The sequence below is a fragment of the Chromatiaceae bacterium genome (assembly GCA_016714645.1).
Taxonomy (GTDB): Bacteria; Pseudomonadota; Gammaproteobacteria; order Chromatiales; family Chromatiaceae; genus M0108.
Genome location: JADKCI010000004.1, coordinates 63439 through 88853, shown reverse-complemented (window position 1 = coordinate 88853; position 25415 = coordinate 63439). Strand labels below are relative to the sequence as shown.

Sequence of the window (25415 nt, the reverse complement as noted above, 5' to 3'; positions counted from 1 at the left end):
TGCAAGGCGGGCGGAAGGATGAACGCGATTGAGAGCCTGACGCAAATGGGCCCGCGCCTGCCACCGCGCAAACGGTTGAAAAGACGGGCCCGGAAATAAAAATGCCCGCCAGGGGCGGGCATTTCATTTACCTCAACCGGCTGGGAGCATCAATGGCTGGAGGCCAGGGAGGCACCGACGCCGGTTTCCGAACGGGTCATCTGGTCCGGATAGAGGGCACGTTCCTTCTTGGCCTGCGGGCTGCGATCCAGGATCGAGACCAGCCAGATGACGAAGAAGGCCGCGGTGATGGAGAAGACCGCCGGTGTGGAGAAGGGGAAGAGGGCACTGCCCTTGGGATTGCCGAGCGTGGCCTCCCAGACGGCGGGCGAGACCACGGTCAGCGAGACGGACATGACGAGACCGACGATACCGCCGGCCACGGCCCCGCGCGTGGTGCAGTTCTTCCAGAGCACCGCCATGAAGAGGACCGGGAAGTTGGCCGAGGCGGCAACGGTGAAGGCCAGCATGACCATGAAGGCCACGTTCTGCTTCTCGAACAGAATACCCAGCAAGACGGCGACGATACCCAGGACGACCGTCGTGATCTTGGAGACCCGCAGCTCGGTATCGGAATCCACGTTGCCGTGACGCCAGACCGAGGCATAGAGGTCATGGGAGACGGCGGAGGCGCCGGACAGGGTCAGACCGGCCACCACCGCCAGGATGGTGGCGAAGGCCACGGCAGAGATAAAGCCCAGGAAGACATTACCGCCCACGGCGTTGGCGAGATGGACCGCCGCCATGTTGCCGCCGCCATTCAGGCCCTTGGCCAGATCGCCACCGACGAAGTATTGCGTCGGATTGGGGATCAGGTTGACGATGGCGCCAAAGCCGATGATGAAGGTCAGGATATAGAAGTAGCCGATCCAGGTCGTCGCCCAGGCCACGGACTTGCGGGCCTCCTTGGCGGTGGGGACGGTGAAGAAGCGCATCAGGATGTGCGGCAGGCCGGCGGTACCGAACATGAGGGCCATGCCAACGGAGATAGCGGAGATGGGGTCATTGATCAGGCCACCGGGACCCATGATTGAGGCACCTGCCGTAGCAGCCTCCGCGGCGGTCTTGCCGGTGGAGATAGCCATCCCGGTCTTGACCTCGACCGCCTTGGCGAACAGGGCCTCGGGGTTAAAGCCAAACTGAAGCAGGACCATGGTTGCCATGAAGGTGGCGCCGCCCAAGAGCAACACGGCCTTGATGATCTGCACCCAGGTGGTGGCGGTCATGCCACCGAAAAGGACATACATCATCATGATGACGCCTACCAGGACGACGGCGTAGATGTACTCAAGGCCAAAGAGCACCTTGATGAGCTGACCGGCGCCGACCATCTGGGCAATCATATAGAAGGCCACCACCACCAGGGTGCCGGTAGCGGCAAAACTGCGCAGCGGGGTCTGGGAAAAGCGATAGGAAGCCACGTCCGCGAAGGTAAATTTGCCCAGGTTACGCAGGCGTTCCGCCATCAGAAAGGTAATGACGGGCCAGCCCACCAGCCAACCGATGGAGAAGATCAAGCCGTCAAAGCCATTGGCGAACACCAGGCCGGAGATACCCAGGAAGGAGGCGGCGGACATATAGTCACCCGCGATGGCCAGACCATTTTGAAACCCGGTGATGCCACCACCGGCGGTATAGAAGTCGGCAACGGAACGGGTGCGGGCGGCGGCCCACTTGGTGATGCCCAGGGTGATGAGGACAAAGCCAGCGAACATGGAAATGGCCACCCAGTTGGTGGTCTGTTGCGTGGTCTGCCCGAGGTCGGGCCCGGCGCCAAAGGCCGTACCAAAGACGCCGATCAGAATGATGGCGGCGACGGCGATCAAGCTCGTGATGGTGGGGTTCATTTCGTGGATTCCTCCAGGATGGCCGCGGCCTCGGTATCGAACTCCGTGTTGGCCCTGTGGACATAAATCCAGGTCAGGATAATGGTGAAGAGGATGACGCCCACGCCGATGGGGATCCCCAGGGAGGTGACGCTGCCAGGAACGAGCTTTTGGGCCAGGAAGGGCTTGTCAAAGGCGACCAGGAGGATGAAACCGAAATACGCGATGATGACCAGGATGGACATGACGATCGAGTAGCGGTTACGTTTCTGAACGAATTGCTGAAATTTCGGGTTGGCCCGAATCTGCCCCCATGTTTCTATGGACACAGTAACACCTCCTCATGATTTTGGATGGGAGTTGATGGAATCAGAGTAGGAAGGTCGCTGACCTCGTTACCCTTGTGGAAATGGTATGGCGGCAACCGCTTCGTTAGCTGTCCACGGCCTCCGCCCTGTCCGCCCTGTCCGCGCGAACCGGGCGAGAGCTTGTGAGCCATCCCAGCCTGGGTGTGCAAAGCCTGCTCTCGGCGCCCTGGATAGGGCCATCATCCGATCTGAATAGGGGAGGACACCCTCGGACAGCCCGGCAAGATATCTTATCTTCCTGGCCAAGTCCAGACGCTTCCCAGCCCTGCTGTTAGCGCCCTTGCCGTCGCACGGAGGGGGGTGATGGCGACCGGGATACCGAAAATCGGGTCACCCACTGACCCGGTGAGCGGGATGGTCCCCGCGCCCGCCCGGATGGCTCAGCTTGATAAGGGTCGGCAAGTCAACCCGAAGTGGCATTCTTGTTTTCGCCAAGGGCGATGGCGATGAGCATCCCGCCGATGGAACCGTAGGCCAATCCCGCCGCCGCGCAAAGCAGGACTAATTCCTTCTCGGCGCCGTAGGTCAGGCCAGCGAAAAGGGCGGCACTGACCGAACCCAAAAGGCCCAGGATGACGGCCCCCCCCTGAGCGCTGGCCCTTCTCTGGGCCGCCCAGCCGCCGACCGCCCACGCCAGGAAGGAGTAGACGGCAAAACCGGCCAGATCGAGGCGCGCCGAGAACTCGTCGATACCCCCCAGAATCGCGATGGTGGCGGGGAGAATGGTGGTCGTCAGGCTCAAGCCGGCGAAGCCCCCCAGAATGACGGCGCCGGTGGGCCGGAGCCGAATGCCCAGTATCTTAGACAGGATGAATCTGTTGAGGCGTTGGATCATGCTTAACCTGCCCCCTGGCGGATTTGCCTTCGCGGCCATGGTCTGACTCCCTCGATATGCTGGATAAAAAAATGGCGGCTACCGTTTCCGGCAGCCGCCATCAGTGCGACTCACATCAACTCATCGATCAATGGCTGCTCGCCGCGGATACCTCCTTGCCGGGGTAACGCAGGCTGCCCACCAGATCCTGGATATCGGCCGGCGGCGCCTTGGTGAACTTGCTGACCACATAGGCGGTGAGGAAGTTGAGCGCGGCGCCGACGGTGCCGATCCCTTCCGGCGAGATACCCATCCACCAGCCGGCCGCGTTGTTGGACGCCGGGTCGCCATACTTGAACCACCAGATATAGGCGGCGGTAAAGACGATGCCGACGACCATTCCCGCGATGGCGCCTTCCTTGTTCATCTTCTTATTAAAGATGCCCATCAGGATAGCCGGGAAGAAGGAGGCCGCCGCCAGTCCGAAGGCAAAGGCCACAACCTGGGCCACGAAACCTGGTGGATAGATACCGAACAGGCCGGCGATGACAACAGCCACGCCGGCGCCCGCTCGTGCCCACCAGAGTTCCGCCTTTTCAGACATATCCGGTTTGAGGATATTCTTCATCAGATCATGCGAAACGGCGGCCGAAATGACCAGCAGCAGGCCTGCCGCCGTGGACAGGGCGGCGGCCAGGCCACCCGCCCCGATCAGACCCACAACCCAGTTGGGGAGCTTGGCAATCTCGGGGTTGGCCAGAACCATGATGTCCTGATCAATCTTGACTTCGTTCGCGCTCTTCGGATCATCCCACTTGCCGGGGCGAAGCTGCATGATGCCGTCGCCATTTTTGTCCTTCCAGCCGACCAGCCCAGTCTTTTCCCAGTTCTTGAACCAAGAAGGGGCCTCGGCATACGCGACGTTGTTCACCGTCTGGATGAAGTTGGTGCGGGCAAAAACGGCCACGGCCGGAGCGGTGGTGTAGAGCAGGGCGATGAAAATCAGCGCCCAGCCCGCGGAGGAGCGAGCGTCACGGATCTTGGGTACGGTGAAGAAGCGGATCAGGATGTGCGGGAGACCGGCGGTGCCGATCATCAGCGAGAAGGTGATGAAGAAGACGTCGATCATGGGGCGCTGCCCACTGGTATAGGCCGCAAAACCCAGTTCCTTACTGAGACCGTCCAAGACATCCAGCAGGTACTTACCCTGGGTGCCGGGATCGTTGAGCAGGGCCGCGCCCTCGGCGGTGATCGGCGAGCCGTAGCCTATCTGCGGGATGGGGTTACCGGTGAATTGCATGGAAATAAAGATAGCCGGTATCAAGTAGGCGGTGATCAGCACGACGTATTGCGCGACCTGGGTATAGGTAATGCCCTTCATGCCGCCCAGGGTGGCGTAGAAGAAGACCAGCGCCATACCGATGATGACGCCGGTGTTGATTTCGACATCCATAAAGCGCGAGAAGACCACGCCGACGCCACGCATCTGGCCCGCCACATAGGTGAAGGAGACGAAGATGGCGCAGAGCAGCGCGATGAGGCGAGCGGTATTGGAGTAGTAGCGGTCGCCGATGAACTGGGGGATCGTAAACTTACCGTACTTGCGCAGGTAGGGGGCGAACAGCAGGGCCAGCAGCACGTAGCCACCGGTCCACCCCATCAGATAATAGGAACCGTCGCGTCCGAGGAAGGAAATCAATCCCGCCATGGAGATGAAGGACGCCGCCGACATCCAGTCGGCGCCGGTGGCCATGCCATTCAGCAAAGGCGGAACCGACTTCTCGGCAACATAGAAATCGCCGGTTGTTCTCGCCCTGGCCCAGTAGGCGATGTAGATATACACCGCGAAACTGAGGCCTGTAAGTATCCAGGTCCATTGAAGAATTGTCATTGTGTCAGTGACCTCGTCAAATTACGGGAAGAGCGTTCGTTGCGAACGTCAGGGCCAATATCAGTCTTGCTGCACGCCATATTTGATGTCCAGTCTGTCCATGAGCCCGACATAGACCCAGATCAGGACCACAAAAGTCACGAGCGAGCCCTGGTTGGCGAACCAGAACCCGAGGGGAAAACCGCCGATCCGGTAGGCGTCGAGCTGATTGGCGAGCAGGATGCCACAAACGTAGGACACCGCGAACCAGATGGCCAGAAGAACCGAGATAATGACAAGGTTTTCTTTCCAGTATGCCTTGAGCTCTTTTGTTGCATGTATCGACATGACGACTCCTCTGATTTTTATGGTGGTAAATCCAACCGGTTAGGGGTTGGGTCCGAGGAGACCATACCATCGCGGAAAGGTTCCAGCAAGAACTTAGGAGGTTTCTGGCTTCAACCGCCTCTCCGCAGGGTGGCTAGCGGCGGGGTTCGAGGGCACAGGGTCCAGGGCTTGGCCGGATCACCCACCCGGGCGACGAGACGCCACCTGGTAGCCCGACCCAGGCCAAAACCCCGGGCCAACTCCCGAACGGCCCTGGCCTTGGACGTGATTTTTATCCCTCCATCGTCACAATCCCTTAACATCCGCAGAAGGCCTGGCGAGGCAACCCAGGTTGCCAGCCAGACGAGGCCTGAAAATCGCGAAGAGGCGATTAACTCCTCTCAGTTCCCCCCCAACAAGGAGACCCCCTATGCCTGTTGAAGAGGAGCCCCCTATGCCCGCTGTTGATGAGCCCCCCATGTCTGCTAACGAGGAGACCCCTATGTCTGCCAAGGAAAATAAAGAGAAGCCCACCAAGCAATTGGGAACCCTGGTCCGGGAGTTGGCGGAGGCTGCCAGGATCCAGGTCGAGGTCGCCCTGGCCCAGGAGAAGGTAGCCCGCGCCCAAGCAGAGGCCCAGGCGGAGACCGCCACCGCCCGCGCCCATGCCGCCAAGGCCGAGGCTCAGGCCGCCCAACTCCAGGCCGAGGCCCAGGCCAAATCCGCCCAGGCCCATGCTGAGGTTCAGAACGCCCTCAAGCAGGCCGCCGAGGCCAGGGAGCAGGCGGAGGCGGCGCGACGCGAGGCCCAGGCCTTGGTCGAGCGCATGAAATCCGAAACCCGGGCCGAGGTCGAGGCCGTACGCAAGGCGGCGGCGGCGGAGAGCGAGCGGGCGCGCCAGGAGATCCTGGCCCAGGCGGCCAGGAAGATCGCCGATGCCCAGGCCCAACTGGAACTGGAGGCCCAGGCCCAGGCCGAGACCGCTGCCGCCCAGGCGGAGACGGCCCGCGCTCAGGCCAAGACCGCCGAGGCCCAGGCGCGCACCGCCCAGGCCCTGGCCCAGGCCAGCGCCCAGGAGCAAAGCGAGGCGGCACGGGCCCTGGATGATGCCCGGCAAGCCCAGGAGCGCCTGAACGCGGCGGAGGACAAGGCCCGCAAGGCCCTGGAACGCGCCAAGACCCTGGCCGAGGGCAGCGGCGATGTCGCCATGACCGCCGCTGACACTGCCTCCCCGGGCGCCTCCCCCGGGAGCCCGCATCCCAGCCAGGCTCCCGCCCGGCCCGTCGCCCCCAAAAACCCCCTCATCCGCCCCGCGGTCCCCTCGGGCAGAAAAAACTAAACCCGCCCACTGGCCAGGAGGCGCCGCGCGCGAGCCCATCGCGCCGGCGCCGATCCCTTTCGACCTGCGTCGGGTGCCGCCGCCCAACCATCGCCTGGCCCGCAAGCCCAGCTTTGTTGAGCGAGGGCAAGGCACGGGTTAGGTTGGTTCGTGTATGGTTAGCGTTTTCGCCTAACCTTGGAACTCCCGCGATGGATGTGGAACTGCTCGAAATACGCGATTTCCTGGCTAGCCATCATCCCTTCGACCTGCTGCCGGGGGGGGTGCTGGACAGCCTGCCCAAAAAGCTGTCGGTACGCTATTTTCGGCGGGGACTGGAACTCCCCCCCAAGGACACGGACCAGCCCTACCTCTACATCCTCCGGCGGGGCGCGGTGGAGTTGCGCAACCCCAGGGGTGACCTGCTGAGCAAGCTCGCCGAGGGCGATCTCTGCACCACGGCCTGCCTACAGGTTGACGTGACGCTGACCCTCACGGGTACGACCGCCGAGGATACCCTCTGCTACCTCCTGACCTGCGCCGACCTCGCCAAACTGCGCGCCGATTACCCGGATTTCGCCACCTTCTTCGATCACTCCCAGCGCGAGCGGCTGCGCAAGGCCCTGGACCTGATGCAACTGGAGCCGACCACGAGCGGCGGCAACCTGATGACGGTCAACATCCACGACTTCGTCGCCGGTCGCAAGGTCACCAGCGTCCCGCTCGAGGCCAGCATCCGCGCGGCTGCCACCGCCATGAGCGAGGCCCGCGTCGCCTCCATCTTCGTCATGGACGGGGAGCGTTTGGCGGGCATCATCACGGACCGCGACCTGCGCACCCGCTGTATCGCGGCGGGCCTCTCTTTCGAGGAACCGGTCACCCGCATCATGACCACCAACCTCCATACCATCACCAGCGGCACCCTGGCCTTTCACGCCCTCATCACCATGACCCGGCTGAATGTCCACCACCTGCCGGTGCTGGAGGATGGCCGGGTCATCGGCATGCTCTCCACCTCCGACCTGGTCCGCTTCCAGAGCGCCAACTCGGTGTACATGGTTGGCGACATCCACAAGGCCAGGGACCTGGAGGCCCTGGTCGCCCTCAGCGCCAAGGTAGCGGACCTGCAGGTGCAGCTCGTCAGGAGTGGCGCGACGACGGATCAGGTGGGGCAGGCCGTGAGCGCCGTCACGGACGCCATCACCACGCGATTGCTGGAGATGGCGGAGCAGGAACTGGGGCCCCCGCCGGTGCCCTATGCCTGGATGGCCGCGGGGTCTCAGGCCCGGCGCGAGCAATCGTCCCATTCCGACCAGGACAATGCGCTGCTCATCGCCGACCACATGAAGCCGGACGATGACGCCTATTTCGCCGCCCTGGCCCGCATCGTCAATGATGGCCTCAACGCCTGTGGCTATGTTTACTGCCCCGGCAACGTCATGGCCTCCAATCCCAAGTGGCGCCAGCCCCTGCGCATGTGGCGCAAGTATTTCAATTCCTGGATCGAACGGCCCGAGCCCCTGGCCTTGATGCATTCCAGCATCTTCTTCGACCTGCGGGCGATTCATGACCCGGAGGGCATGGTCGGAGAACTCCGCGAACATGTCCTCGACCTCAGCCGCGCCAACCGCATCTTCATCGGCTACATGGTGGCCAACGCCCTCAAGCATCGGCCACCCTTGGGGTTTTTCCGCAATTTCGTCCTCGTCAGTGGTGGCAACCACGACAAAACCCTGGACCTTAAGCATCGCGGCACGGTACCCATCATCGACATGGCCCGGGTCTATGCCTTGACAACGGGCCAGCCCGCCGTCAACACCACCGAGCGCCTGGAACAGGCGGCTAAATACCAGGCCGTGAGTCAGGATGGGGCGGCCAATCTCATTGATGCGCTGGAGTTGATCGGCGCCCTCCGCCTGCGCCACCAGGCCGAGCAGTTACGCCAGGGACAAAAAGCGGACAATTTCCTGGCCCCAGACTCCCTGTCGGGTCTGGAGCGAGGGCACCTCAAGGATGCCTTCTCCCTGATCAATACCATGCAGGACTATCTCGAGCAGCGCTATCAGGCTGGACGCTTTGGCTGACGGTTGACCATGACCTGGCCCCTGACCCCGGACTTCCGCCGCCGCTGGCACCTCCGCAAGTTGCCGGTGGGGCCCTTGCGCGACTATCTGGCGAGGCCCTTTCCCGACCCGAAGACGGACTATCGTCAGGTGGAATACCTGGCCGTGGACCTGGAGACCACGGGACTGGACCCTAAACGGGACAGCATCCTCAGCTTTGGCTACGTGGCCCTCCACGGCTACAGCATCGATCTGGCCACCGCCCGCCACCGCCTGGTCCTCACCGATCGCGCCATCCCCGAGGCCAGCGCCATCATCCACCAGATCCTGGATGACGAAGCAGCCACGGGCGAGCCCCTCGCAAAGGTGCTGACCGAATTCCTCCTGGAACTAGCGGGCAAGGTCATGATCGCCCATCATTCCTACATTGAGGAGACCTTCATCGACCTGGCCTGCAAGCGGTACCTGGGGGGACCCCTGATCGTGCCCATCGTCGATACGCAAGCCGTGGCCTTACGCAACTTCCATCAGCGCCAGATGCCTTTCAAAGGCTCCGACCTGCGTCTCCATAATCTGGGCGCCCGCTATAACCTGCCCCGCTACGGTGCTCACAATGCCCTCAGCGATGCCCTGGCGGCGGGCGAACTCTTCCTCGCCCAGGCCGCCCAGCGCGACAGCGGCAAGGGCTTCGCCTTGCGGGAATTCCTCGTCTGAGGGCCCTGGCGGCCTCGGCGGGGCTAAGGGCTGTCAACCCAAAGTAGAAATGTCCCCTTCTGTCCAAAATAGAGATGTCCCCTGTTAGCGGCTCGGCTCGGCTAGGGAGGGGGTAGAACCGGGGGGTACGCCGGCTTGGCGGGCCAGACGGCAGGAGCCCGGAGGGCGACGGGCGTCTGGCCGCCCAGCCGGCGGCGTGGTCGTGCGGGGTCAGGGGCGGCGGATGAGGTGGCGGTGCGGGCGGCTGCCCTCGCCACGGCCTGGCGCCACGGGTGATCGAGGGCCGGCTTGGCACGCTGCCGTTGTTGCTTGTCAAGAGCGCCATCGACCCGCTCGTTGAGGGTCTTCTCGTCCGCGACCGGCGGCGGTTGCTCCCCCTTGCGGTAGGTGGTGTAAGGCCGCTCGCGGCCCTCCCGGAGCAGCACGACCTCCCCGTCGGCTAGGGCGCAGACAGTCACCTTAGCCCCGCGTAGGCGGTATCCCGGTCCAGGGTGTTGCAGCTGATAGGCGACGTTGCGGTACTGCGCGGTGAGGTTCTTGGACAGGGTCCGCTCCTCCTGCTCCGAGAGCAGCAGGTCCAGTTCCCGCGGGCGATGCACGAGGGGAAGATGGGCGTCCTCTCCTGAACTGGGGCTACTGCGAAGCGCCGGTTGAAGTCGGCCATGAACTCCGGCAGGTAGACGTTGGCGCTCTCCAGATCGTTAATGCCGCGCAGACGCAACTCCTTGACCAGCCGGTCTTGGAGGGTCTGGTTGGCCCGCTCTACGCGCCCCTTGGCCTGCGGGGTGCGGGCGTGGATCGCTTCGATCTCAAGTCCGGTGAGGGCGCGTCCGAACTGGGTGGTGGTGGCGCCGTTGGCGGGCTCCACCTGGGTGATGCGGAAGAGGCTATGGCGGTCGGAGTAGAACGCTGCCGGCCGCCCGTACTGCTCCAGATGCCACCGTAGCACTTGCATGTAGACTGCGGTGGTTTCGCTGGGGGCAAACCACAACTGCACCAGGCGCCCGCTGGCGTCGTCGATGAAAACGATCAGGGTACAGCGCGGGCCGCGCCCCTCAAACCCGTCGTGGGGTGAGCCGTCGATCTGGATCAGCTCGCCGAAGCGCCCTCGCCGCTCGCGCAGCTGATGTGCCCGCGCGGCCTTGCGCCGCTTGGGTCGCCACAGCCCCAGCTCGATCTGGAGCTGGCGGATCGTCTCGACGGAGACCTCGATCTGATGCAGCTCGGCGAGCTTCTCTTGGGCCAGGGTTGGCCCAAAGTCCGGGTAACGATCCACCAGCAGGGCGCGAATCGCCTCGCGTAGCGGCTCCTTGAGCCGTCGGTTCGACGGCTCCCCGATGCGCCGGGAGACCAGTCCCGCGGCCCCCTGCGCCCGGTAGGCCGCCACCAGACGCTTCACTTGCCGCGTCGTGAGTCCCATTTGCCGCCCGGCCTCCGCCTGTGTCAGCCGCCGGTCCGTGACCGCCTCGACGACCTTCAGGCGGTGTAGCGCTCGATTCGTCAACTCGATCATCTCCTCTGGCATCGCCCCCCCCGTTAACCAAAAGGGGACATTTCTAAACTGCACAAAGGGGACATTACTACTTTGGGCTAACAGGCGGGGCTAAGGGCTGGCGAAGGCCGCGACAAGTGTTTAGACTTGGGTATCCTTCCATCCAGGGATCGGTGTCGACATCGCCCTGGCTAGGGAGGCGAGGAGGACAGTCCCCATAAGGACCGCCGAACCCTGTAGGGTCGGGGGAGACGAGGATCACGCAAGCGGCATTAATCCCGCTGCGGCGCTAAATCAAGAAGAATGCGCGCTCGTTGCGTCAGGAACATCGGTCGCCAAGCCCCACCCGGATTGGCCGATAACCAAAAGCAAGCTCTTTATCTCCGGCTCCTTCCCAAAGCCGGCGGATATTAATTCACCACCTCAGAACAGGAGATTGGTTCCCATGTCGGAAATCAAGACTTACGAAATTCCCGCCGCCATCGCCGCCAAGGCCCATATTAACGCCGAGCAATACGCGAGCATGTACCAACGCTCGGTCGATGACCCGAATGGCTTCTGGGCCGAGCAGGCGGAGAAATTCGTCACCTGGAGTAAAAAATTCGACACCGTGATGGACTATAGCTTCAGCCCCGAGAATCTCTACATCAAGTGGTTCGAGGGTGGCCAGCTCAATGTTTCCTACAATTGCCTGGATCGGCATCTGGCCACGCGCGGTGATCAGGTCGCCATCATCTGGGAGGCCGATAATCCCGCGGAGGACAAGAAACTCACCTACCGGGAGATGCATACCGAAGTCTGCAAGCTGGCCAATGTCCTCAAGTCCAAGGGCGTCAAGAAGGGCGACCGGGTCTGCATCTACCTGCCCATGATTCCCGAGGCGGCAGTGGCCATGCTGGCCTGTACCCGGGTCGGCGCCGTCCATTCGATCGTCTTCGGCGGCTTCTCCCCGGACAGCCTGCGCGACCGTATCCTGGACTCCGACTGCCGCGTCCTCATCACCGCCGACGAGAGCGTGCGCGGTGGACGCAACGTACCCCTGAAGAAGAACGCCGACACCGCCCTCAACGAGTGCCCGAACGTCGGCACCGTGCTGGTGGTCCAGCGCACCGGCGGCAAGGTGGCCTGGACCGAGGGCCGCGATGTCTGGTACCACGAGGCCATGGCCAGTGCCTCCGCCGTGTGCGAGCCCCAGGCAATGGACGCGGAAGACCCGCTCTTCATCCTCTACACCTCCGGCTCCACCGGCAAGCCCAAGGGCGCCCTGCACACCACGGGCGGCTATCTGGTCTTCGCCGCCATGACCCACAAGTACACCTTCGATTACCAGGAAGGCGAGATCTACTGGTGCACCGCCGACGTCGGCTGGGTCACCGGCCACACCTACATCGTTTACGGCCCCCTGGCCAACGGCGCCACCTCCCTGATGTTCGAGGGCATTCCCAACTACCCGGATATGTCGCGCTTCTGGCAGGTGGTTGACAAGCACCAGGTCAACATCTTCTACACGGCCCCCACCGCCATCCGCTCCCTGATGCGGGCCGGCGAGGAGCCGGTGAAGGCGACCTCCCGCCAGTCGCTCCGCATCCTGGGTTCCGTCGGCGAACCGATCAACCCCGAGGCCTGGGAGTGGTACTACCGCGTAGTTGGCGACGCCCGTTGCCCCATCGTTGATACCTGGTGGCAGACCGAGACCGGTGGCCATCTGATCACCCCCCTGCCCGGCGCCACCCCCCTCAAGCCTGGTTCGGCCACCCGCCCCTTCTTTGGCGTGGTCCCGGCCCTGGTGGACCCGGCGGAAGGGACCCCCATCCTGGGCGCCGGCGAAGGCGCCCTGGTCATCACCCAGCCCTGGCCGGCGCAGATGCGTACCGTCTATGGCGATCACCAGCGCTACGTCGACACCTACTTCCGCCAGTATCCGGGCAAGTACTTCACCGGCGACGGCGCCCGCCGCGACGAGGATGGCTACTACTGGATCACGGGCCGCATCGATGACGTGCTCAACGTCTCCGGTCACCGCCTAGGGACCGCCGAGATCGAGTCCGCCCTGGTGCTGCACCCGCATGTCGCCGAGGCGGCGGTCGTGGGTTACCCGCACGATATCAAGGGTCAGGGCATTTACGCCTACGTCACCCCCATGGCCGGCATCGAGCCGACCGATGCCCTGAAAAAGGAACTGGTGGCCATGGTGCGTGGCGAGATCGGACCCATCGCCATCGTGGACCTTATCCAGTGGGCCCCGGGCCTGCCCAAGACCCGCTCGGGCAAGATCATGCGCCGCATCCTGCGCAAGATTGCCGCCAACGAAATCGACAGCCTGGGCGATACCTCGACCCTGGCCGATCCGACCGTGGTCAACGAATTGATCGAGAACCGGGCCAACCAGTAACCACAAGACCGGGCCCGGGCGGTTCACCGCCTGGGCCCCTGTGGGGATCGAAAGGCCCCGGCTGATCGGATGTGACAGGGACTGCAGGGGGCCCTGATTAACGAGGGAAGTAGCCTTTAATCTAGCGTGAACGACGGGGATGCCAGCGCCTCCCCGTCGCTTTTGTTTAAGGAGATGATAATTTTGAGTGCACATATGCGAATTGGCGTCTTCGTCGATGCCGAGAATGTCCGCTACAACGGCGGTTATCAGATGCGCTACGACGTCCTGCGCCGCTTTGCCGCGCGCGAGAAGGGCATACTCCAGCGCCTCAATACCTATTTGGCTTTCGATCTCGAACGTGCCAGGGAAGATCAGGAATACGCAAAAAAATCCCGCGCCTATCAGCAGATGGTGCGGGACTTCGGCTGGAAGATCACCGTCAAATATGTCCGCCGCTACACGGACGAAAATGGCAATGTCACCACCAAGGCCAATGCCGATCTCGACATGGCCGTGGATGCCATGCTGCAGGCCGGCAAGCTCGACCAAGTGCTCCTCGTCACGGGTGATGGCGATTTCCTACAGGTTGTCAACGCCTTGCAGAATACCGGCTGCCGCGTCGAACTCATCGGATTCAAGAACGTCTCGCGCCAACTCCAGCAAGAGGTGGACGCCTACTACTCAGGTTACATGATCCCGGAACTCCTGCCCGTCACCTACGAGCCCCGCAACGAATGGGGCAAGCCGAGTTCCTGCGTGCGCGGCGTCTGCACCAAGTGGTTCCCGGAAAAGGGCTACGGCTTCCTGCGCTTCATGAATCACATCTCCCCCAATCTCTGGATCACGGACCCTCGCGACGAGGGCTCCCCCTATACCAGCGTCTTCTGCCACGCCAATGAGATCGCCGACGAGGTGAGCGAGGACATGCTCATGAACCGGGAGACCGTCCTGGAGTTCTATCTCAACGAGAGCGAGCAGAAGGATAACGGCCTGGTAGCCAATAACGTCCGACTCGCCTTTACGGTGAATCGCTGACCGGCATGGCCAGGGCCTTTTAATACCTGAAATCGGTCTGGTTACCCACCGGCACGAAAGCCCCATGGCCATCCCCGCCCGCACCATTCCCTTGTCCGGACTAGCCTCCTGCCTTATCCGCGAGAAACTGATCTCTGAGGCACGGGCCCAAAGCGCCTTCACCGCCGCCGCCAAGCGCGGCAAGCCGTTCGTCCAGTACCTGGTCGAGGAGAAAATCCTCGACAGCCGCCGTATCGCCCTGGCCACCCGCGAGGAACTCGGCATCCCCCTGCTGGACCTGAGCGCCATCGACACCAGCAATCTGCCGCTGGACATGGTCAATGAAAGGCTGGTGCGCAAGCATCGGGCCCTGCCCATCCACCGCCGCGGCAACCGCCTCTTCGTCGCCCTATCCGACCCGACCAACCACCAGGCCCTGGACGAAATCCGCTTCAACACCGGCCTAACCACGGAGGCAGTGCTGGTCGAGGAGGATAAGCTGGCGGTGGCGATCGAGAAGGCCATCAATCGTGCCCTGGAGTCCACCCATTCGGTCATGGGCCAGATCATTGCCTCGGATCTGGTCAATCTCGAACAGGCCGCCGCCGAGGAGCGCCCGGTTACCGAGGAGGAACTCAATGTTGACGAGGCGCCGGTGGTGCGTTACATCAACAAAATCCTGGTGGATGCCATCTCCAGCGGTGCCTCTGACATTCACTTCGAGCCCTACGAGAAGACCTTTCGCATCCGCTTCCGTCAGGATGGCATGTTGCACGAGATCGCCTCTCCCCCCGTCAATATCTCGCACCGTCTGGTGGCGCGTCTCAAGGTGATGTCGCGCATGAATATCGCCGAGCGGCGTGTTCCCCAGGACGGGCGCATCAAGCTTAAGCTCAGCCGCACCCGCGATATCGATTTTCGCGTCAACACCTTACCAACCCTTTACGGGGAGAAGGTGGTGCTGCGTATCCTGGAGACGGGCACCACCCTGGCAGGGGTGGAGCAACTCGGTTTCGACGAGGAGCAGAAGAACGCCTTCCTCGCCGCCCTCGGCAAACCCTACGGTATGATCCTGGTCACGGGTCCCACCGGTTCGGGTAAGACGGTCACCCTCTACACCGGCCTCAACCTCCTCAACCAGCCGGAGGTGAACATTTCCACGGTCGAGGATCCGGTGGAAATCCAGGTGACGGGCATCAATCAGGTCAACATGAACCTCAAGACCGGCCTGACCTTTGCCGCCGCCCTGCGCGCCTTCCTGCGCCAAGACCCGGACATCATCATGGTCGGCGAGATACGCGACCTGGAGACGGCGGAGATCGCCGTCAAGGCGGCCCAGACCGGCCATCTGGTGCTCTCGACCCTGCACACCAACGATGCCCCCCAGACCCTGACCCGGCTGGCCAACATGGGCGTCGCCTCCTTCAATATCGCCTCCTCAGTCCTGCTGATCATGGCCCAGCGCCTGGTCCGGCGCCTCTGCCGTCACTGCCGCAAGCCGGATAAGATCCCACGCAAGGCCCTGCTGTTGGAAGGCTACAGCCAAAAGGAGATAGACGAGGGGCTGATCGTTTACAAGCCCGTCGGCTGCGAGCATTGTTATCAGGGCTATCGGGGCCGCGTCGGCATCTACCAGGTCATGCCTATCTCGGAGGCCATGGGCCGCCTCATCATGGAGGGCGGCAACGCCATCCAACTGGGCGACCAGGCCCGCGCCGAGGGTATCCTCGATTTGCGCCAATCCGGGCTGCGCAAGGTCAAGGCCGGCGTCACCAGCCTGGAGGAAATCAACCGCGTGACCAAGGAATAATGCTCATGGCCCTTCCTGCCAGGAAACCCGATCCCGATAAAAATCTGCTCTTCGCCTGGCAGGGCTTGGACCGGCGCGGCCAGCGCGTCAAGGGGGAGACGCCGGGGTCCGACGAGGCCTCGGTGCGCGCCGATCTGCGCCGCCAGGGTATCAACCCGATCAAGATACGCAAGAAATCCAAGGGTCTGGGGGGTGGTAAGAAGAAGATCACCAGCAAGGACATCAGCGTCTTCAGCCGCCAGCTTGCCACCATGATGTCCGCCGGTGTCCCCCTGGTGCAGGCCTTCGACATCGTGGGCCGGGGCCACGACAACCCGGCCATGCAGGACCTCATCCTTTCGATCAAGAACGACATCCAGAGCGGCACCGCCCTCACCCTGGCCCTGGCCAAGCATCCCCTCCAGTTCGACGAGCTCTTCTGCAACCTGGTCCAGGCCGGCGAGCAGGCCGGCGTCCTGGATACCATGCTGGACAAGATCGCCACCTACAAGGAAAAAACCGAAAGCATCAAGGGCAAGATCAAAAAGGCCCTCTTTTACCCGGCCGCGGTCATCATCGTCGCCGTGGTGGTGACCACCGTCATCATGATCTTCGTGATACCCCAATTTAAGTCCCTGTTCGATAGTTTCGGCGCCGACCTGCCGGCCTTCACCCTCCTGGTGGTCGGCATCTCGGACTTCATGGTCGAATGGTGGTGGCTGATCGGCATGGCCCTGGGAGGCGCCAGCTACGCCCTTGCCCAGGCCTTCAAACGCTCCCCCAAGCTCCGGGAAGGTTTGGACAGGACCATGCTTAAATTTCCCATCATAGGCCCCATCCTCCACAAGGCCGCCATCGCCCGCTTTGCCCGCACCCTCGCCACCATGTTCGCCGCCGGCGTACCCCTGGTGGAGGCCCTTACCTCGGTGGCCGGGGCGACCGGCAGCGTGGTCTATTCCGAGTCCATCCTGCAAATGCGCGAACAGGTCGCCACCGGTCAGTCGCTCCAGTTATCCATGCGCCAGGCTAACCTCTTCCCGCACCTGGTCATTCAGATGACGGCCATTGGCGAGGAGGCCGGGTCCCTCGACGACATGCTGGGCAAGGTGGCGGATTTTTACGAGGAAGAGGTGGATAACGCCGTCGATGCCCTCAGCAGTCTGCTGGAGCCCATGATCATGGTCGTCATTGGCGGCCTGGTGGGCAGCCTGGTGATCGCCATGTACCTGCCCATCTTCAAGATGGGCGCCGCGGTGTGAGCAAACCCCATGTCAGCCATTGAACTCTTGATCGAAACCCCCGCCCTGCTCTACACCACGGTCGGCCTCTTTGCCTTGGCGGTGGGTAGCTTCCTCAATGTGGTCATCCACCGCCTACCGCTGATGATGGAGCAGGCCTGGCGACGGGAATGCGCCGATCTAGCCGGCGAGGAGGCCCCGGGGGCGGAGCGCTTGTCCCTGGCCCTGCCCGGCTCCCGCTGCCCCCACTGCGGACATGCCCTGAAGGCGCGGGAGAATATCCCGCTCTTGAGCTATCTTTTCCTGCGGGGCCGCTGTTCGGCCTGTGCCAATCCCATCGGCGCCCGCTACCCCCTGGTCGAAGCAGGAACCGCCCTAATGTCCCTCCTGGTGGTCTGGCATTTTGGGGTGACCTGGGAGGCCGCCGCGGCCCTGGCCCTGACCTGGGGCCTGATCGTCCTCGCGGGCATTGATATCGACACCCAACTCCTGCCGGACAGCATCACCCTGCCCCTGCTGTGGCTGGGGCTGCTGCTCAGCCTCGCGGGCAGCTTCTCCAGCCCCCGGGACGCTATCCTGGGGGCTGCCCTGGGCTATCTCTTCCTCTGGACCATTTATCAAGTCTTCAAGCTGATCACCGGCCGCGAGGGCATGGGCTACGGTGATTTCAAGCTCTTCGCCCTCTTCGGGGCCTGGCTCGGCTGGCAGGCCTTACCCATGATTCTGATCTTGTCCAGCGTCGTCGGGGCCATCATCGGCTTGGCTTTGCTCGCCCGGCGCGGGCAGGATCGCCACACACCCCTGCCCTTCGGTCCCTACCTGGCCGCCGCGGGCTGGATAGCCCTGCTCTGGGGCGAAACCATCAATGGCGCCTACCTCCAGTGGAGCGGGCTGGGTTGAGGCCATGACTCCCTCGGGCCGCCCCCGGCTGGTCGTCGCCCTGACCGGTGGCATCGGCAGCGGCAAGACCACCGTCGCCGAGCGCCTGGCGGAACTGGGCGCGGCCGTCATCGACACCGACCGCCTCGCCCACGCCCTCACGGCCCCGGGTGGCGCGGCCATGGCCGCCGTCGCCGCGGCCTTTGGCTCCAGGGCCCTCGCCGCCGACGGCAGCCTGGATCGGGTCGCCATGCGACGGCTGATCTTTAGCGACGCCAGCGCCCGCCACCGGCTAGAAGCCATCCTCCACCCCCTGATCCGCGCCCGTATGGACGAGCAACTGGCCCAGGTCCAGGCGCCCTATGCCGTGCTCGCCATCCCGCTCCTGTTCGAGACCGGCTGGACCGATGTCGCCGACCGTATCCTGGTGGTGGACCTGCCCGAACCCCTGCAAGTCGCCAGGGTCATGGCGCGCGGCGGCCTGACCGCGGAGGAGGTCCGCCCCATTCTCGCCAGCCAGGCCCGGCGCGAGACCCGCCGCCAGGGCGCCGATGACCTGATTGACAATAGCGGTCACCTGGAAGACCTCATGGCGGAGACCGAGGCCCTGCACCAACGTTATCTGAGCCTCGCCCAACATCCAGGCCCCCAATAATGGCTTGAAAGCCCGTAAATTCCCGCTTGAGGGCAGGGTGCCCCTCGTTTATGCTCCTTATCGCGAGGAAATAATCCCGTGAGTGCCAACAATAAACCAAGGAGACACCCCCATGACCAAGTCCATTTCCTTCATCGCCCTTAGCGCCCTTCTGGTCCTGCCCAGCCTCGCCGTCCAGGCCGCCTCGGAGTGTAAGGGCCTCGACCAGACCGCCTGTAGCGCCAACCCCGGGTGCTCCTGGGTCAGTGGCTATAAGCGTCAGGATGGCAAGGAGGTCGCCGCCTATTGTAAGTCCAAGGGTGAGAGGAAGACCGGCGAGGAAGCGGCCGCCGCTCCGGCTAAGGCTCCCGCTACGCCAGCACAGGCACCCGCCGCGCCAGCCAAGGCGCCCACTACTTCGGCACAGGTACCCGCCGCGCCAGCCAAGGTTCCCGCTATCCCGGCGCAGGTACCCGCCGCGCCAGTCAAGGTTCCCGCTATCCCGGCGCAGGTACCCGCCGCGCCAGCTAAAGTTCCCGCCGCCCCGGCTAAGGCTCCGATCACTCCGGCCCCCGCCACTCCGGCACCCACCAAGAACTAACTTTACCATCCTGGCTTTCGCCCATAAGAAATGGCGGCCGAGAGGCCGCCTTTTTGATGGCGGCTGGGACAGGCAGTACCTCCGTCTCTCCCAGCCGGCTTTAACCTAGAGACAAGATGGGGTGACCCCCTCTTTCTAGCCTCCGACCACCTGCCCGCAACCCAATATCCAGCCCATCATGACCCAGGAACTCCAGATCACCCGCCCCGACGATTGGCACCTGCATCTGCGCGATGGGGCCGAGATGGCCTCGGTCCTGCCCCACACGGCGCGCTGCTTCGCCCGCGCCGTCGTCATGCCCAATCTCAAGCCGCCGGTGGTGACCACGACCCAGGCCATCGACTACCGGGGGCGTATCCAGGCGGCCTTGCCCCTGGGCCTGAATTTCACGCCCCTCATGACCCTCTATCTGACGGACAGCACGGCGCCGGAGGAGATTCGGCGCGCCCAGGCCTCGAACGCCATCATCGCGGCCAAGCTCTACCCTGCCGGGGCGACGACGAACGCCGAGAACGGGGTTACCCGGCTGGAGCGCATCTACCCCGCCCTGGCGGCCATGGAGGAGGCCGGCATGCCCCTGCTGGTGCATGGCGAGGCGACCGATACCGAGATTGATGTCTTCGATCGCGAACAGCGCTTCATCGAGGCCTCCCTACTGCCCTTGCTGCGCGACTTTCCCGGGTTAAGGATCATCTTCGAACATATCACCACGGCGGACGCCGCCGACCTGGTCCGCGAGGGGCCGCCAACCCTGGCCGCCACCATCACGCCTCAGCACCTCCTCTACAACCGTAACGCCATCCTGACCGGCGGCATCCACCCCCACTTCTATTGCCTGCCAGTTCTCAAGCGAGAGCGCCATCGCCAGGCCTTGGTAGCGGTGGCCACCAGCGGCCATCCCCGCTTCTTTCTGGGCACGGACAGCGCACCTCATGCGGTAGGGGCCAAGGAGAGTTCCTGTGGCTGTGCGGGGATTTATAGCGCCCACGCCGCCATCGAACTCTACACGGAGGCCTTCGATCAGGCGGGGGCCCTGGACAAGCTGGAGGGCTTCGCCAGTTTTCATGGCGCGGACTGGTACGGTCTGCCTCGCAACCGGGAGACGATCCGGCTGCGGCGGGATGCCTGGCAAGTACCGGACAGCTATACCTTCGGAACGACCCAGGTCAGACCCCTGCGCGGGGGGGAGACCATCGGCTGGCGCCTGCTGGCAGGGTAGGCAACCACTTCAGGTCTGAAATTTCTTCGGCAGCTTGACCTTCCACTCGTTCATCAACACCAGGTCGCACTCCACCCGGGTCCCATCCGGGTTGACTATCGCCAGCTCGCCAACGCGCTGGGTCTGATCGATCAGAAACGCTTGGGTCATCAGGTCCAGCACCGCCCGCTTGTACTCGGTGTCCGCGTTGCCCTGAAGGTGATCGCCCTTCGTCTCCATGACCACCCGCCGTTCGCCCTTGTCGTACCGGTTGCCGGGCCGCACGGCAAAGATGAAGTCGGGATAAATGCGCTCGCGCCGCCAACCCTGAAGGACATACTGGTGCCGTGCGACGTTGCGATGCCACCAGACCAGGGACTGCTCCGCGTCCAGGTAGACGGCAACCTCGCGTTCCTCCTGGTTCAGGTCGTGCCTGTACATCGGTGCGAACAGGCTCCGTTGCAGGGGACCGCCGTCGGTACCGAGCATCTGGTCCGCCCCTTCGGGTTCGTAGGTCACCGAGTCCGCCGGCATCGTCCAATGGTGTCGGTCGGTGCGTAGCCGGAACTGGATGCGCCCCGCCGCGACCTCCTGGCGGAAATGGGCCTCGGCCATCCGGTCCCGCTCGCCGTCCAGCCACTTGCGCAACTCCTCGATCAGCAACCCGTGGAGTTTGCCCAGCGTCTCCTCCGCAAAGCCCCGGCGTTGCAGCCCAGCGACCAGTCCGCCGATGATCTCCCGCGCAATCCAGGCATTCGGCACGATGTCCGACACCATACGCACGGCATAGGCGGGATCGAAGGCCAGGCGCTCGCCAGTCTCGCCTGTCACCTCCGCCAGAAACCGCTCCTTGCCCGTATCCACCAGGCGGATGCGCCGCATCTGCCGCTCCGCGGCTGTGAAGTTGTCCGGGATCTTCGCGACCAAGGGTGCCGGGTCGAGCTCGCTCCAATCCAGCGCAAACAGGATGTCCTGCTCGTAGTCAAGTTGCCGCACCGCGCCGTCGGCGACGTGCAGCACCTCGGGCAGGTAAATGTCGGTCTTGGCGAAGGCGGGACGACGTCCGATTCGGCGGGGACCCTGGCCGCCGCCGTCCGGGTCCGCACGCGAATCTCCCGCACCAGATCGCCCAGCCCGTCCTCCTCTAATCCTTGCTTGATCGATGCCACCACGCGCGCCGTATCTGCGTGGTGCGTGACCACATAGCACTCGTCCAGGGCGGCGACGCCGGTCTTTCGCGCGTGCGGCTGACGCAGGATGCGCCCGACCAGTTGGGTCAGGGCGCTTGCGTTATGGCTCGCCGACAGCGAACAAAGTACATAGGCGAAGGGGCAATCCCACCCCTCCTGTAGGGCCTGCTTGGTGATAATGACGCGCACCCGGTTGGTGGGGTCCAGTAGGTCAAGGTTTTCAGGCGCGGCCAGGTCGTTGGTATCAGCGGTCTTGATGGCAATCTCGGGCTCGTCCAGTCCAGCAGTGACCAGCCACTCCTTCACATCCATGGCATGAATGAAGCCGCCGTCTCGCTGCTCGGCGCCGGTGCGCTCCGCCTGCACCAAAAGGATGGGGCGGATGTAACGCCCGGTTTCACCCTGGAACCGCCGCGCCTCGGCATCTAGGTTATTCAGTCGCTCCAAGGCACTGCGCAGGGTTTCCCGCCAATCGCTGCCCCCGCGGGTGTCCAGGTTGAGCGGCATCTTGATCATGCCCTCCCGGTCCACATCCAGGCCCGTGATCTCCACCAGCACATTGGCCGGTCGCGCCGGTCTCGGGTTCTGCCCGCCACGGGCAAGCACATCCTTTGGGGTCGCGGTCAGTTCCAGCACAAAACAGGGGTTGAAGCCGCCATAAAGGGTCTTGAAGGCCAACTCCGGGGTCGCCTTGTGGCCCTCGTCCATGACCACCACGGGGCGGATCAGTCGCAGCGCATTACCCAGCGAGTCCTTGACCATGGGCCAGAAGGAACCGCTGGTCGCGGACACGGCGTAGGCGTCCAGGTTCGGGGTCTCCTTGAGCACCTGGGTCTGTGCCTCCTGGTCACCCTCATCCGGGAAGAAGCCGCGCACATCGCCGCGGTCCTTGAACATCCGCAAGGTCTCGTTGGTCTGCCGATGGCCGACAGCAACATCAGCAGCATGACGCACAGGCCGGCGTCCACATCCCGCGCGTCCAGCTTGTCCCCCTTCTCCAGCAGCAGGACCTGGTTACCCGAGAGGACATCGAGCATCTGCCGATAGGGGTGTTGCCGGTTGGTCAGTTGGCGTTTGGTCTGGGTGTAGATCGCCTCGTTAGGGACGATCCAGAGCACGAACCCGGTGCTGCGCCCCAGGTAGCGCCCGAAGAGGCGCGACAGGGCCGAGACGGCGAGATAGGTCTTGCCGCCACCGGTCGGCACCTTGAAGACGCAATTGGGGACCGGGCGCCGCATTCCGTCGGCGCGGGGCGAGAACGGAACCTTCACCCGGCTCGGCGGGAGCTTGCCAGCCTCCTTCAGCGCCCGCCAGGCGGTGGCCGGAAAATTCGGCACCGGCCGAATCAGGTCCGGGTCCGACTCCCCCGCATTGGCGACGGCGATCTTATCGGCCCTCGCCTTCTGCACCGCCAGCTCGGTCAAATATTAGTCGAACCGGGTCAGCACCCGGGCCTGATACTCCAAGTCGCGCAAAGGCATGGCGGATTAAATCTCCAAGTCGCCAAGTGAAGCAGCGATGTGCTCCAGTAGGGCCGTCACCTCCGCAATCAGCGCGGGCCGATCTCGTGCTTCGTCCGCCTCGGGCAACCCTTCCGCGTAGCGCGCCTGAACCGCATAGGGTGCAAACCGCGCCAGCGGCCAGAATGGTTCGACCTCGGCCCCGTCATGCTCCAATAGCGAAAGCAGGCGCGGCAAATCGTGGGTCAACGGATACTCGCGGCCACGCGCGCTGAGCCATGCCTTCAGCGCCTTCTCGACCGCCTGCTGTACATGAAACCCGACGATCTCGTCGGCGAACAGCGGCGAATCCTGCATCCCAATCAGCGCGTTCAAGTCCCGGTAGGCGAGCCGCACCAACGAGCGAGCATGTTCAAAGTCGCCCATGCAGGACCCGTCCTTCACGGCAAGCGCGACCGACCACATGATTCAAGGACCCCTTCCATTGCTCGAACTCATCCCGGCTATACAGCAACAGGTCCTTTGATACGGGCAGGTTGCGCAGCGCCATGTAGAGCCGGTTGGCCTCCCGGATGCGGCTGTGCGCGGGCGAAAATGGCTCACGCTCCACCACTAACAGGTCCACATCGGAATCCGGCCGGGCCTCCCCCCTGGCCCGCGAGCCGAACAGGATGATGGTCTCCGGGTCGACCTCCCGCACGATCGTCTCCACCATCTGTTGTAGCAACGCGGCTTCATCTGCGCTCATGGCCTTGGCTCCGGATTCATTAAGGGCTAAAGGCGCTCCACGCGGTAGAGGGCATAGGGCAGGGGTGCAAAGGCCACCTCGACGGGGAGTTTGGCGTCCTCCAGGACCCGTTTCGAAACGAAGCGGGTCGGGGCATAGACCAGGTGCGGCTTGTCCGGCTTGGCCCCGGCGATGGCCTGGGCGCGCGAGAGGGTCAGGGCCGCGTCGCGGGACTTGAGGAAGTCCAGGTCCGGGCGGTAGATCAGCCACACATGCTGCGCCGACGAGGCCCCCAGGTAGCCGCACCCCGCGACCTCCTCCGGCTCGGCGGCGATGGGCCGGGCCTGATGGGTCGCCATGTGGAACAGCAGGGCGCCCAGTTGCTCGAAGGCCGGCAGGTTCTCCCCGGTCAGCAGCCTGTCCATCTCCACCTTCGCCCGGTGGGGCGCTGGCCCGGCAACCCACAGCGGCTACTGAGCGCGAGCATCCTTGGGCGTAGCGCCGCGGGAACCGCCCTCCTTTAGGGTGGTGAGGATGTCAAGTGTGCCAAGAGGGATGGCCACCTGGAGGCCATCAGGGCTTTTTCGCCTTGGCCGCTTTAGCCGCGTCCTCTTCGGCCCAGATGTCCGGCTCCCCGGGGTCCGACGGCGGATTACCATCGAAAATGGCATAGCGCCGCTTCTGGATATAGGCATCACGCACAAAGGCATAGGGATCGACGGCGGCCGAATCCAGGACATCGCTGGCCGCCAACAAGTCCGCCCGGGTGTCGATTACATCCAGGCCGATCATGCCCCAGTTGGCGGCGGTATTGGTATTCCAGACATGGAAGAAGGGATTGGCGGCAATATCCCCTGGCAGTCCAATCGTATCGCGCAAGGTGCTGGGGCCCAGCAGGGGCAGCACCAGATAGGGGCTATCCACATCGCCCCAATAGCCAAAGGTCTGCCCAAAATCCTCCTTGTAGCTGGGTAGCCCCATATTGGTGGCGACATCGATGAGGCCGCCGATGCCGACCGTCGTGTTGACGACGACGCGTCCCACATCGGTGCCGAAACGCGATACCTTGAACTGCAGGAGATTGTTGACGGCCGAGTTGACGTCATTGACGTTATTAAAAAAATTGGTGACGCCCTGATCCACGGGCTTGGGCACCACGGCCTTGTAGCCCTTAGCGACGGGCTTGACAAAGGCCGTGTCCAGGTCCGTGTTGAACTTAAACATGGCCCGGTTGTAGGACTCCAGGGGATCCTGGGGATCACGCTGGTCTTCCGGGATGGAGGTACAGCCCCCCAGGACGAGCATGAGGGAGGTGCCCAGGGATAAGAAAATTCTTCTCGTCATAAAGGTGCGCCTTTCCATCGCCTCGGTGCGCCGGGTGCCTTCGAAAGGCGGATACTAGCATAAGCGGTAAATCGGCTCAGCAGAGATTGGCGGATGTCCAGAAGCGATCCCGAGGGCGCTGGCGGTAGCGCTTAGG

Annotated in this window: 20 protein-coding genes and 2 pseudogenes; 11 read left to right on the top strand and 11 right to left on the bottom strand. The window is 63.5% G+C overall.

What is annotated here, in order from left to right:
- Nucleotides 1–149: 149 nt before the first annotated feature.
- The 5 genes from IPN92_12225 to IPN92_12205 all read right to left on the bottom strand — a co-directional run bounded on the left by IPN92_12225 (nucleotide 150) and on the right by IPN92_12205 (nucleotide 5265).
- The gene (locus IPN92_12225; protein MBK8638990.1) at nucleotides 150–1886 is read right to left on the bottom strand and encodes a cation acetate symporter; all 1737 of its coding nucleotides are present in this window, start codon (nucleotides 1884–1886) and stop codon (nucleotides 150–152) included.
- Complete coding sequence (locus tag IPN92_12220; protein MBK8638989.1) at nucleotides 1883–2194, bottom strand: DUF485 domain-containing protein; 312 nt, start codon at nucleotides 2192–2194, stop codon at nucleotides 1883–1885. The genes IPN92_12225 and IPN92_12220 overlap by 4 nt, the downstream gene beginning before the upstream one ends.
- Before the next feature lie 442 nt (nucleotides 2195–2636).
- Entirely contained in the window at nucleotides 2637–3068 is a 432-nt protein-coding gene (locus IPN92_12215) for a hypothetical protein (GenBank protein ID MBK8638988.1), read from the bottom strand.
- A 127-nt stretch (nucleotides 3069–3195) separates the two neighbouring features.
- Nucleotides 3196–4938, bottom strand: a complete 1743-nt coding sequence (locus IPN92_12210) for a cation acetate symporter (GenBank protein ID MBK8638987.1) — start codon at nucleotides 4936–4938, stop codon at nucleotides 3196–3198.
- Nucleotides 4939–4998: 60 nt separating this feature from the next.
- Entirely contained in the window at nucleotides 4999–5265 is a 267-nt protein-coding gene (locus IPN92_12205) for a DUF4212 domain-containing protein (GenBank protein ID MBK8638986.1), read from the bottom strand.
- A 481-nt stretch (nucleotides 5266–5746) separates the two neighbouring features.
- Here IPN92_12205 and IPN92_12200 point away from each other — a divergent pair, with 481 nt between their 5' ends.
- The 3 genes from IPN92_12200 to IPN92_12190 all read left to right on the top strand — a co-directional run bounded on the left by IPN92_12200 (nucleotide 5747) and on the right by IPN92_12190 (nucleotide 9339).
- A complete protein-coding gene (locus IPN92_12200; protein ID MBK8638985.1) occupies nucleotides 5747–6583 on the top strand; it encodes a hypothetical protein in 837 nt (278 codons plus the stop codon).
- Nucleotides 6584–6774: 191 nt separating this feature from the next.
- Nucleotides 6775–8646: a cyclic nucleotide-binding/CBS domain-containing protein gene (locus IPN92_12195; GenBank protein MBK8638984.1), complete on the top strand. Its 1872-nt coding sequence runs from the start codon at nucleotides 6775–6777 to the stop codon at nucleotides 8644–8646.
- Between the two features lie 9 nt (nucleotides 8647–8655).
- Nucleotides 8656–9339 carry a 3'-5' exonuclease gene (locus IPN92_12190; GenBank protein ID MBK8638983.1) on the top strand — a complete coding sequence of 228 codons (684 nt, stop codon included), beginning with the start codon at nucleotides 8656–8658 and terminating at the stop codon, nucleotides 9337–9339.
- A 260-nt stretch (nucleotides 9340–9599) separates the two neighbouring features.
- Here IPN92_12190 and IPN92_12185 read toward each other — a convergent pair.
- Nucleotides 9600–10843: pseudogene (locus tag IPN92_12185) on the bottom strand (ISNCY family transposase).
- Nucleotides 10844–11276: 433 nt separating this feature from the next.
- Here IPN92_12185 and acs point away from each other — a divergent pair.
- From acs to pyrC, 8 genes are all read left to right on the top strand, one after another.
- The gene (gene acs / locus IPN92_12180) at nucleotides 11277–13223 is read left to right on the top strand and encodes an acetate--CoA ligase (protein ID MBK8638982.1); all 1947 of its coding nucleotides are present in this window, start codon (nucleotides 11277–11279) and stop codon (nucleotides 13221–13223) included.
- Between the two features lie 183 nt (nucleotides 13224–13406).
- Complete coding sequence (locus IPN92_12175) at nucleotides 13407–14240, top strand: NYN domain-containing protein (protein ID MBK8638981.1); 834 nt, start codon at nucleotides 13407–13409, stop codon at nucleotides 14238–14240.
- A gap of 64 nt (nucleotides 14241–14304) precedes the next feature.
- The gene (gene pilB / locus IPN92_12170) at nucleotides 14305–16029 is read left to right on the top strand and encodes a type IV-A pilus assembly ATPase PilB (protein MBK8638980.1); all 1725 of its coding nucleotides are present in this window, start codon (nucleotides 14305–14307) and stop codon (nucleotides 16027–16029) included.
- Between the two features lie 5 nt (nucleotides 16030–16034).
- Complete coding sequence (locus IPN92_12165) at nucleotides 16035–17267, top strand: type II secretion system F family protein (GenBank protein MBK8638979.1); 1233 nt, start codon at nucleotides 16035–16037, stop codon at nucleotides 17265–17267.
- Between the two features lie 9 nt (nucleotides 17268–17276).
- Nucleotides 17277–18146, top strand: a complete 870-nt coding sequence (locus IPN92_12160; protein ID MBK8638978.1) for a prepilin peptidase — start codon at nucleotides 17277–17279, stop codon at nucleotides 18144–18146.
- Between the two features lie 4 nt (nucleotides 18147–18150).
- Entirely contained in the window at nucleotides 18151–18780 is a 630-nt protein-coding gene (locus IPN92_12155; protein ID MBK8638977.1) for a dephospho-CoA kinase, read from the top strand.
- A 112-nt stretch (nucleotides 18781–18892) separates the two neighbouring features.
- A complete protein-coding gene (locus tag IPN92_12150; protein ID MBK8638976.1) occupies nucleotides 18893–19360 on the top strand; it encodes a hypothetical protein in 468 nt (155 codons plus the stop codon).
- A 178-nt stretch (nucleotides 19361–19538) separates the two neighbouring features.
- Nucleotides 19539–20579: a dihydroorotase gene (gene pyrC, locus IPN92_12145; GenBank protein ID MBK8638975.1), complete on the top strand. Its 1041-nt coding sequence runs from the start codon at nucleotides 19539–19541 to the stop codon at nucleotides 20577–20579.
- 9 nt (nucleotides 20580–20588) lie between these two features.
- On the opposite strand, the pseudogene IPN92_12140 reads toward pyrC, so the two are convergent.
- From IPN92_12140 to IPN92_12120, 5 genes and pseudogenes are all read right to left on the bottom strand, one after another.
- Nucleotides 20589–23229 (bottom strand): annotated as a pseudogene (locus IPN92_12140) (DEAD/DEAH box helicase family protein).
- Nucleotides 23230–23235: 6 nt separating this feature from the next.
- Complete coding sequence (locus IPN92_12135; GenBank protein MBK8638974.1) at nucleotides 23236–23634, bottom strand: HEPN domain-containing protein; 399 nt, start codon at nucleotides 23632–23634, stop codon at nucleotides 23236–23238.
- On the bottom strand, nucleotides 23621–23956 hold the full coding sequence (locus IPN92_12130; GenBank protein MBK8638973.1) for a nucleotidyltransferase domain-containing protein: 336 nt from the start codon (nucleotides 23954–23956) through the stop codon (nucleotides 23621–23623). The genes IPN92_12135 and IPN92_12130 overlap by 14 nt, the downstream gene beginning before the upstream one ends.
- 26 nt (nucleotides 23957–23982) lie before the next feature.
- On the bottom strand, nucleotides 23983–24360 hold the full coding sequence (locus IPN92_12125; protein ID MBK8638972.1) for a hypothetical protein: 378 nt from the start codon (nucleotides 24358–24360) through the stop codon (nucleotides 23983–23985).
- Between the two features lie 148 nt (nucleotides 24361–24508).
- The gene (locus IPN92_12120; protein MBK8638971.1) at nucleotides 24509–25297 is read right to left on the bottom strand and encodes a VacJ family lipoprotein; all 789 of its coding nucleotides are present in this window, start codon (nucleotides 25295–25297) and stop codon (nucleotides 24509–24511) included.
- Between the last annotated feature and the right edge of the window lie 118 nt (nucleotides 25298–25415).